The 8,992-nt window shown below is 50.5% G+C and carries 10 protein-coding genes; 8 read left to right on the top strand and 2 right to left on the bottom strand.

Going from position 1 to position 8,992, the window contains the following annotated elements; translation table 11 throughout:
* The 7 genes from ACTBZS_RS11475 to ACTBZS_RS11445 form a co-directional block, all read left to right on the top strand.
* A partial coding sequence (locus tag ACTBZS_RS11475; protein WP_463044217.1) for a methyl-accepting chemotaxis protein occupies window positions 1-542 on the top strand: 542 nt, incomplete at its 5' end.
* A 12-nt stretch (window positions 543-554) separates the two neighbouring features.
* Complete coding sequence (locus ACTBZS_RS11470) at window positions 555-1,079, top strand: chemotaxis protein CheW (RefSeq protein WP_022653675.1); 525 nt, start codon at window positions 555-557, stop codon at window positions 1,077-1,079.
* 8 nt (window positions 1,080-1,087) lie between these two features.
* Window positions 1,088-1,909, top strand: coding sequence for a CheR family methyltransferase (locus ACTBZS_RS11465; RefSeq protein WP_022653674.1), 822 nt, complete (start codon window positions 1,088-1,090; stop codon window positions 1,907-1,909).
* Window positions 1,902-2,168, top strand: coding sequence for a hypothetical protein (locus ACTBZS_RS11460; protein WP_463044218.1), 267 nt, complete (start codon window positions 1,902-1,904; stop codon window positions 2,166-2,168). The genes ACTBZS_RS11465 and ACTBZS_RS11460 overlap by 8 nt, the downstream gene beginning before the upstream one ends.
* Window positions 2,066-2,284, top strand: a complete 219-nt coding sequence (locus tag ACTBZS_RS11455; protein ID WP_463044216.1) for a hypothetical protein — start codon at window positions 2,066-2,068, stop codon at window positions 2,282-2,284. Before ACTBZS_RS11460 ends, ACTBZS_RS11455 begins: the two co-directional genes overlap by 103 nt.
* Window positions 2,281-3,351 carry a protein-glutamate methylesterase/protein-glutamine glutaminase gene (locus ACTBZS_RS11450; RefSeq protein ID WP_022653672.1) on the top strand — a complete coding sequence of 357 codons (1,071 nt, stop codon included), beginning with the start codon at window positions 2,281-2,283 and terminating at the stop codon, window positions 3,349-3,351. Before ACTBZS_RS11455 ends, ACTBZS_RS11450 begins: the two co-directional genes overlap by 4 nt.
* Before the next feature lie 67 nt (window positions 3,352-3,418).
* Window positions 3,419-4,360, top strand: a complete 942-nt coding sequence (locus ACTBZS_RS11445) for a nucleoside recognition domain-containing protein (RefSeq protein WP_463044215.1) — start codon at window positions 3,419-3,421, stop codon at window positions 4,358-4,360.
* A gap of 33 nt (window positions 4,361-4,393) precedes the next feature.
* Here ACTBZS_RS11445 and ahpF read toward each other — a convergent pair whose 3' ends face one another.
* Both ahpF and ahpC read right to left on the bottom strand, forming a co-directional pair.
* Complete coding sequence (ahpF, locus tag ACTBZS_RS11440) at window positions 4,394-5,959, bottom strand: alkyl hydroperoxide reductase subunit F (protein ID WP_463044214.1); 1,566 nt, start codon at window positions 5,957-5,959, stop codon at window positions 4,394-4,396.
* 194 nt (window positions 5,960-6,153) lie between these two features.
* Window positions 6,154-6,717, bottom strand: coding sequence for an alkyl hydroperoxide reductase subunit C (ahpC, locus tag ACTBZS_RS11435; protein ID WP_460430028.1), 564 nt, complete (start codon window positions 6,715-6,717; stop codon window positions 6,154-6,156).
* Window positions 6,718-7,013: 296 nt separating this feature from the next.
* Between ahpC and argS the strand changes: the two genes are divergently transcribed.
* Window positions 7,014-8,729: an arginine--tRNA ligase gene (gene argS, locus ACTBZS_RS11430; protein WP_463044213.1), complete on the top strand. Its 1,716-nt coding sequence runs from the start codon at window positions 7,014-7,016 to the stop codon at window positions 8,727-8,729.
* Window positions 8,730-8,992: the final 263 nt, after the last annotated feature.

Genomic DNA, 8,992 nt, shown 5'->3' with positions numbered 1-8,992 from the left:
TCGAAGCCGCTCGTGCTGGTGAACATGGTAAGGGTTTTGCGGTGGTTGCCGCAGAAGTCCGAACCTTGGCCGAGCGCAGTCAAGTGGCAGCACAAGAAATTGGTCAATTGGCTGGTTCTAGCGTCAAATTGGCAGAAAAAGCCGGTGCGTTGTTGGACGAAATCGTGCCTTCGATTCGTAAAACCTCTGATTTGGTACAAGAAATCGCTTCGGCGTCGGAAGAACAATCGACGGGGGTTTCTCAAATCAATTCGGCGATGGAGCAGCTTAATCAGGCAACCCAACAAAATGCGTCAGCGTCGGAACAGCTCGCAGCCACCGCAGAAGAGATGGGGTCACAAGCAGGTCAGCTGCAACAGATGATGCAGTTCTTCCGCTTGGCGGATAATAGTTTTAGCCGCAACGCCAATTTTGCGATGCCAAGCCCCAGCCCAACGCTGAACAATAGCCGCCCTGCCGTGATCCGCCGCCCTGCCAGCCTTGGTGCACTGCCGCCACCGTTGGAACAAGGGCCCGATGAAGCGGATTTTGTTCGTTTTTAATCAGGAGCAAGCATGGCTAAAACCGCCTCTTCCAGTACCCCGGCGGCTTCCAGCGCCAGCAGCCAGTATCTGCTGTTCCTGTTAGGGGGTGAGCCATTTGGCATCGACATCGCGCATGTCAAGGAGATTATTGAATACGGCCAACTGACCGAGATTCCGATGACCCCTGATTTTATCCGTGGGGTCATCAATCTACGAGGCAGCGTGGTGCCGGTCATTGATTTAGCAGCGCGCTTTGGCCGCCCTCCCGCAAAAATCGTCCGCCATACGTGTATCGTGATTGTCGAAGTCAGCCACGGCGAGGGAGAACGACAGGATATTGGTGTGGTGGTGGACAGTGTCAGCGAAGTACGCGAAATCACCACTGATGATATCGAGTCGGCACCAACCTTCGGCACTCGAATCCGTACCGATTTCATTGCTGGGATGGCCAGAATCAGTCAACGCTTTGTGATTTTGTTGAATGCTGACCGTGTGTTATCCACAGATGAAATCGCTGAACTCGCCGCGCTGTCGGTCAAAGATGAGGCAAATTAAACATCTTGATGGATAACGGCACTTACACCCTCTCGGATCATGAGTTCACCCTGTTTCAACGCCTATTACAGACGTTAGCAGGGGTTTATCTGCCTCCGGGAAAACAAAGCCTTTTGCTCAGCCGCCTTAGCCGGCGGCTGTTGCATTATCAGCTACCTTCTTTTAGTGCCTACTACCGTTTGGTCACCGATCCACAACATCGGACTGAACTACAACACATGGTGGATTTACTCACCACCCACGAAACTTATTTCTTTCGTGAACCCGCCCACTTTGATTTTTTGCGCGATTATTTCCAACACAGCGCCCCACAACAGTTGTTTCGGGTATGGAGTGCGGCCTGTTCGAGTGGCGAGGAGGTGTATAGCATCGCCATGACCTTGGCCGATTGCCGACCACATGGACAATGGGAAGTGGTTGGCAGTGATATCAGTGTCAAAGAAATAGAAAAAGCACGGCGCGGTCATTATCAAATGGAAAGAATCGACGGCATTCCAAACGGTTATCTACAGCGTTTTTGCCTCAAAGGGGTTCGCCAACAAAGCGGCAGTTTTCTGATACAAGCGGCTTTGCGTAAACGAACACAATTCCGTCAAATCAATTTACTCACCCCATTACCCAACGATCTTGGCTTATTTGACCTGATTTTCTTACGCAATGTGATGATCTACTTTGAAACTGCCACTAAACAAAAAGTCATCGATCAACTGACGCGAACCCTTCAGCCCGGTGGTTATTTAGTGATTGGCCATTCGGAAACCCTCAATGGTTTACAACATTCGCTAGAAGCAGTCCGTCCCACCTTATATCGCAGACCTTTACGTGCCTGACTTCTTTCGCGCTACGCCCTCCACACAATCTGTGAATGATATTTTTCTGCGTCCGGGTGAATTTTATTTCGGCCAAGGGCACATCCGCTTGCGTACCCTGTTAGGGTCTTGTATCGCTATCGTGTTATGGGTTCCTAAACTCAATTTGGGGGGCATGTGTCACTTTATGCTGCCACAACGCCGCCACGGTATTGCTGCGCCAGCGCCCGATGGTCGTTATGCCGACGAAGCCATGCAATTATTCGACCACATTTATTAGCTCAACGCCGCATCCCTGTCGTGGCGGAACATGTCGGTGGTTATGGCCATCGGCGGATTGTGTTTGATATTTGGAGCGGTGATGTGTGGGTCAGTTTTCAGGAGGGCATTGCTTGAGTCAAATCGCAGTATTGATTGTGGACGATTCTGCTGTGGTGCGGCAGGTTACCCGAAAAATCCTTGAAACCGATGCCTCGATTGAAGTGATCGGCGTTGCAGCCGACCCTATTTTTGCCCGACAAAAGATGGGGCAACGGTGGCCGGATGTCATCATCCTCGATATTGAGATGCCACGCATGGATGGTCTGACCTTTCTGCGGCAGATTATGAGCGAACGCCCGACACCCGTTTTAATCTGTTCTTCTCTGGCAGACCACGGTGGAGAGACAGCGATGGCGGCGTTAGCAGCAGGGGCCGTTCATATCCTGACTAAACCACAGGCAGGGGTAAAAGATTTTTTAGAAGGCAAACAGCATGATTTAATTAACGCGGTAAAAGCGGCAGCGAAAGCCAAGGTCAAAGCTGGGGTCAAACTCCCGCCCCCCGTACCCGCACAAAAATTAAATGCTGATGCGGTGTTGCCAGCAGGGAAACCAACAGCGATGGCCAAAACCACCGAGCGTGTGGTGGCGATTGGCACATCAACCGGCGGCACCCAAGCACTGGAAGCCATTTTGACCGCCTTGCCTGATATTTGCCCTGGCATTGTGATTGTGCAGCACATGCCAGAAAAATTTACCGCGCTGTTTGCACAGCGACTGAATGGTTTATGCAATATCGAAGTCAGAGAGGCACAAGACGGTGATCGGGTATTGCCAGGACGGGCTTTGATCGCGCCAGGTGGCAAACATTTATTATTAGAGCGCAGTGGCGCGCAATATCATGTCAAAGTGGTCAACGGCCCCTTGGTCAATCGCCACCGGCCATCGGTGGATGTTTTGTTTCGTTCGGTAGCGCGCAGCGCTGGAAAAAATGCCTTGGGGATTATTATGACCGGCATGGGTGATGATGGGGCGCGAGGTTTAAAAGAAATGCGCGACGCCGGTGCCCATACTGTGGCACAAGATGAGGCCAGCTGTGTGGTGTTTGGGATGCCAAAAGAAGCCATCCGCCTTGGTGCGGCACAAGAAGTGATGCCTTTACAGCATATTCCACAAAAAATCCTCAGCGAATTTACCCTCTAATTTTTCGTTTTTTCTCTTAGAACAGTTGAGCCGAGATGCTCACTGTTCTTTTTTTTCTGTGTGATGTATGGATATTTTTGTTGAAATCATTTTAAAAGCCGGTCGTTCAGCGATTGAGCTGTCTTTGTTTGTGTTGTTGCCTGTCATGGTGGTGATGTTAACCATCATGCGGTTATTAGAAGCGAAAGGGATTTTAGATTGGCTGGTGGCAAAGCTATCACCGTTCCTCAAACCCTTTGGGTTGACTGGCTTAGGCGTGTTTGCCGCCTTACAAGTCAACTTTGTTAGCTTTGCCGCGCCGGTCGCGACATTAACCATGATGGAGCAGCGTGGTGTATCAAGTCGGCATCTGGCAGCAACCTTGGCGATGGTCATGGCGATGGCACAGGCTAACGCTTCATTTCCCCTTGCCGCATTGGGACTTCACCTCGGTCAGGTGTTGCTGTTTTCGATTGTGGGCGGATTAGTAGCGGCCGCCATGGCCTACCATGTTTTCGGGCGGGGATTAGACAACCAAGAACAGCGCATCGACGAAACCTTAGCTCATCCCGTAGCAGAAAACGCCAAAGGTGTCCTAAACGTGATTAGCCGCGCCGGTGCCGAGGCTTTCAAAATTGCCATTGGCGCCATTCCAATGTTGGTGTTGTCGTTAGTGGTGGTAAAAAGTCTGGCCGCTGCCGGTGCAGTAGATCGCCTAACGTGGGTGTTAAGTCCACTGCTATTAGCTGCCAACATTGATCCTGCGTTGATCTTGCCTTCGCTCACCAAATACTTGGCAGGTGGCAACGCCATGTTGAGCGTGATGGACACCCTTCGTCGCACTGAACAGGTCAGTGCCGAGGTATTAAATCTGGCGGCAGGTTGGTTAATTCACCCGCTCGATATTCCGGGGATTGCGGTATTGATTTCAGCTGGCCCACGTGTTGCGGCAATATGGAAACCAGCGGCATTAGGCGCAGCGGTTGGCATTGCTTGCCGCACGCTGGCCCATGCGTATCTTGGTGGCTGACCTCATACCGAGGTATCGAGATCAACCAACCGTTTAGGCTTGTGGTGCAGGGGTGCGAATCAGGTGGTCAAAAGCGCTCAGGCTGGCTTTGGCCCCTTCACCCATTGCAATGATAATTTGCTTGTAAGGCACGGTCGTTGCATCACCGGCGGCAAACACCCCAGCCAAAGAAGTTTGTCCACGCTCATCAATCACAATTTCACCACGCGAGGACAACTCCACACGACCTTTCAACCAATCGGTATTCGGCAAGAGGCCGATTTGGACAAAAATCCCTTCCAACTCGACATGACGTGCCTCACCAGAGCGGCGGTCGGTATAGTCTAAACCGTTGACTTTCTGACCATCGCCGGTCACAGCAGTGGTTTGTGCCTCGGTGATAATGGTGACATTTGGCAAACTACGCAGTTTGGCCTGCAACACCGCATCAGCACGCAACGTTTCGCCGAATTCCAACAACGTCACATGCGCCACGATGCCAGCCAAATCGATAGCGGCTTCGACACCTGAATTACCGCCACCAATTACCGCCACGCGTTTCCCTTTGAACAGTGGACCATCGCAATGTGGGCAGTAGGCCACGCCTTTAGTGCGGTATTCGGCTTCCCCTGGCACATTCATTTCGCGCCAGCGAGCACCAGTGGCAATAATCACGCTACGGCTTTTCAGCGTAGCACCGCTGGCTAAACGGACGGTGCGATAACCGTGTTCACCATCCACTTCAATCGCTTCGGCTCGCTGCAAGTTAATAATGTCCACTTCATAATCACGGACATGTTGCTCTAAGGCCGCAGCCAGTTTTGGCCCTTCGGTTTCTTTCACCGAAATAAAGTTCTCAATCCCTAAAGTATCCAACACTTGACCGCCAAAACGCTCGGCGACAATCCCCGTGCGAATCCCTTTACGGGCAGCATAAATCGCTGCCGCTGCGCCGGCTGGCCCACCCCCCACCACCAACACATCAAACGGTGCTTTTTCATTCAATTTGGCTGCTTCACGCTCGACCGCCCCGACGTCCACTTTCGCCAAAATTTCTTCAATACTCATGCGGCCTTGGGCAAATGGCTGGCCGTTCAGGTAGATGGCTGGCACCCCCATGATTTGGCGAGTTTCAACCTCTTGTTGGAACATACTGCCATCGATCATCACGGCTTGGATGTTGGGGTTTAACACCGACATGGTGTTCACCGCCTGCACCACGTCAGGGCAGTTATGGCATGACAAAGACACAAAAACTTCAAAGTGTAACGGTCCGGGCAAAGCTTTCACTTGCTCGATAACCTCAGCATCCAACTTTGGTGCATAACCACTGACTTGTAACAAGGCCAACACCAGCGAGGTAAACTCATGCCCCATCGGAATACCGGCAAAGTGTACCCGTGGTGCTTGCCCGACTTGGGCAATGGCAAATGAGGGTTTACGGGCATTGTCGCCATCTTCACGCACACTGACTTTCGGCGACAGCGCAGCAACATCATGCAACAAGCTACGCAATTCAGCAGCTTTGGCACTGTCATCAAAACTGGCGATCAGTTCGATAGGGTTGACCAAGCGTTCAAGGTAGGCTTTGAGTTGGGTTTGAATGTTGCTATCAAGCATCGTTGTCTCCTAAGGGTCGGGTGATGGCGGCGGCAGCGAAATCACCGCTCCGAATTACGCCAAGGATTACACATAAATAAGCATTCTTTCTTGATAAAAATGCTGGTTTATGTGGCAAATAGCATGATGTTTTTTGCTTAACAACAGCGGGTGTTGCCACCCGCGTTGTATCTAAACCGTAGACCGACTGGCGATTAGATCTTGCCAACCAAGTCCAGCGATGGTGCTAAGGTTTTTTCGCCTTCTTTCCATTTTGCTGGGCACACTTGGCCTGGGTTGTTTGCGACATATTGTGCGGCTTTCAGCTTACGCAGTGTTTCGCTGACGTCACGAGCGATGGCGTTGTCGTGCACTTCCAATGTCTTGATCACGCCTTCTGGGTTGATGATGAAGGTGCCGCGCAGTGCCAAACCTTCTTCAGGAATATGCACACCAAAAGCATTGGTCAGTTGATGTGTTGGGTCACCGATCAGCGGGAACTGTGCTTTGCCAACAGCTGGCGAAGTTTCGTGCCACACTTTGTGCGAGAAGTGAGTATCGGTGGTCACGATATACACTTCAGCGCCAGCTTTCTGGAACTCAGCATAGTTGTTCGCTGCGTCTTCGATTTCAGTTGGGCAGTTAAAGGTGAAAGCGGCTGGCATGAAAATCAGCACTGACCACTTGCCTTTCAGATCGGCTTCGGTCACATCAACGAATTTGCCATTGTGGAAAGCAGTGGCTTTAAAAGGTTTCACTTCAGTGTTGATCAAGGACATTCGGGTTTCTCCTGTTGGGGTTTGACAGAACAACTTGTTGATGGGATGGATCTTAACCAGATTATTTTGATAGCTCCAATTGATTGTTTGTATAACAACCATTGCTATTAACTATCTACATCCCTCATCAGCACCACGTCACTTGCGCTGTGCCACAGATTATCGGTGCATCTAGCAGGAATCCAAGAGCACACAGAAACGAGAATTGTGTTTGCAAAAACGGTACAATTCGCCCAATCTTTTTTCAGGTCGGCACCGCTGTGGGCGGTGCTTTGATTTTTCTGGACTTATCTATCATGACATTGTTGCAACTTCTCGACCAACGCGTTTGTGCCGCCCTTACTGCCGCTGGAGCCAGCCAAGCACAGGCGCTGATCCAACCGGCTTCACGTCCTGAATTTGGCGATTACCAAGCCAATGGGGTGATGGCCGCCGCTAAACAGCTAAAAATGGCCCCTCGTGCCCTCGCACAACAAGTCGTTGATACACTCGATTTAGCGGGAATTGCCAGCAAAATTGATATCGCCGGCCCAGGTTTTATCAACATTACCCTCGATAACGCTTTCTTAGCCCAACAACTTCAACAAGCAGCACAAGACTCACGATTGGCGGTAGCTCCGGTAGCCGCGCCGCAAAAAGTGATGGTGGAATATTCCTCCCCCAATTTGGCAAAAGAAATGCACGTCGGCCATCTGCGTTCGTCCATCATTGGTGACGCGTTAGCGCGAGTATTGGCATTTTTAGGCCATGATGTCATTCGTGCCAACCACGTCGGCGATTGGGGCACCCAATTCGGGATGTTGACAGCATATTTATTAGAACAACAAAGCGCCAGCAGTGATTTAGCGTTAGATGATTTAGAGACCTTCTATCGCCAAGCCAAAATTCGGTTTGATGAAGATGAGCAATTTGCCGAACTGGCACGTGAATATGTGGTGAAGCTGCAATCAGGCGATACCGCCGTGTTAGCCTTGTGGCAGCAATTTGTTGAGATTTCGTTGTCCCATTGTCAAGCCGTTTACGACCGTCTAGGAGTCAGTTTAGATCGCGCTGCAGTGCGAGGTGAGTCAGCCTATAACGATGATTTGCCGCGTATTATTGATGATTTACGTGCAAAAAACTTGTTAGTGGAAAGCGATGGCGCACAGGTGGTTTTTTTGGAGGAGTTTAAAAATCCAGAAGGTGAGCCACAAGCGGTCATTATTCAGAAAAAAGATGGGGGCTATTTGTATGCCACCACTGACCTAGCCGCTATTCGCTACCGCCATACGGTATTAAATCTCGACCGCGCATTATATGTGGTAGACGCACGGCAGAGCTTACATTTCCAACAGATTTTCACCATCGCCCAAAAGGCGGGCTATAGCGCCAATATGGTGTTAGAACATATTGGATTTGGCACCATGATGGGTGAAGACAATCGCCCGTTCAAAACCCGTACGGGTGGCACGGTGAAGCTGATTGATCTACTCAATGAAGCAGAACAACGTGCCTTTGAACTGGTCAGCAGCAAGAACCCTGAATTAGATGAAGCACAACGCCGCCGGATTGCTCAGGTGGTGGGGATTGGCGCAGTGAAATATGCAGATTTGTCCAAACACCGCAACAGCGATTATGTGTTCAATTGGAACACCATGTTGTCGTTTGAAGGCAATACCGCACCTTATTTGCAATATGCCTACGCTCGTGTCGCGTCTTTATTCCGTAAAGCAGATGATTTTGATGCAGCTTGTGAGCTGGTGTTGCAAGAGCCAGCCGAGCATCAGTTAGCTGTGCAGTTATTGCAGTTTGCTGATGTGTTAAAAGATATTGCGCGTGATGGTACACCTCATTTCTTGTGTCAATATCTGTATCAGTTAGCAACGCTGTTCTCTCGTTTCTATGAAGCCTGCCCAGTGTTGAAGAGCGAAGGTCAATTACGACAAAGCCGCCTGAAATTGGCACGCTTAACAGCAGATACGTTGAAAACAGGGTTGGGGTTGTTGGGGATTGAAACCCTCGAATCGATGTAACCCTACTTTGGGGCGCATCATGCGCCCCAAACAAGGATCAATACCAAGTCGGCAAGGTTAAGTTACCGATGCTTAACAAACCTAATAACATAAACCAACCCAACGGACTACAATTAACCATATCACCCTCAGCCCCACTCCCATCATGCTGCCGCTGCTCGACACGAAGAACGATTACATCTTCAAACGTCTCTTTGCCCAATCACCCGAATTGCTGTCTGATTTGATCAACAGCATCCGCTACGATCAACCGCCAATTACCA

Source organism: Aquaspirillum sp., assembly GCF_055136605.1.
The sequence above is the reverse complement of the archived record's forward strand: the minus strand, read 5'-3'. Positions and strand labels throughout refer to the sequence as shown.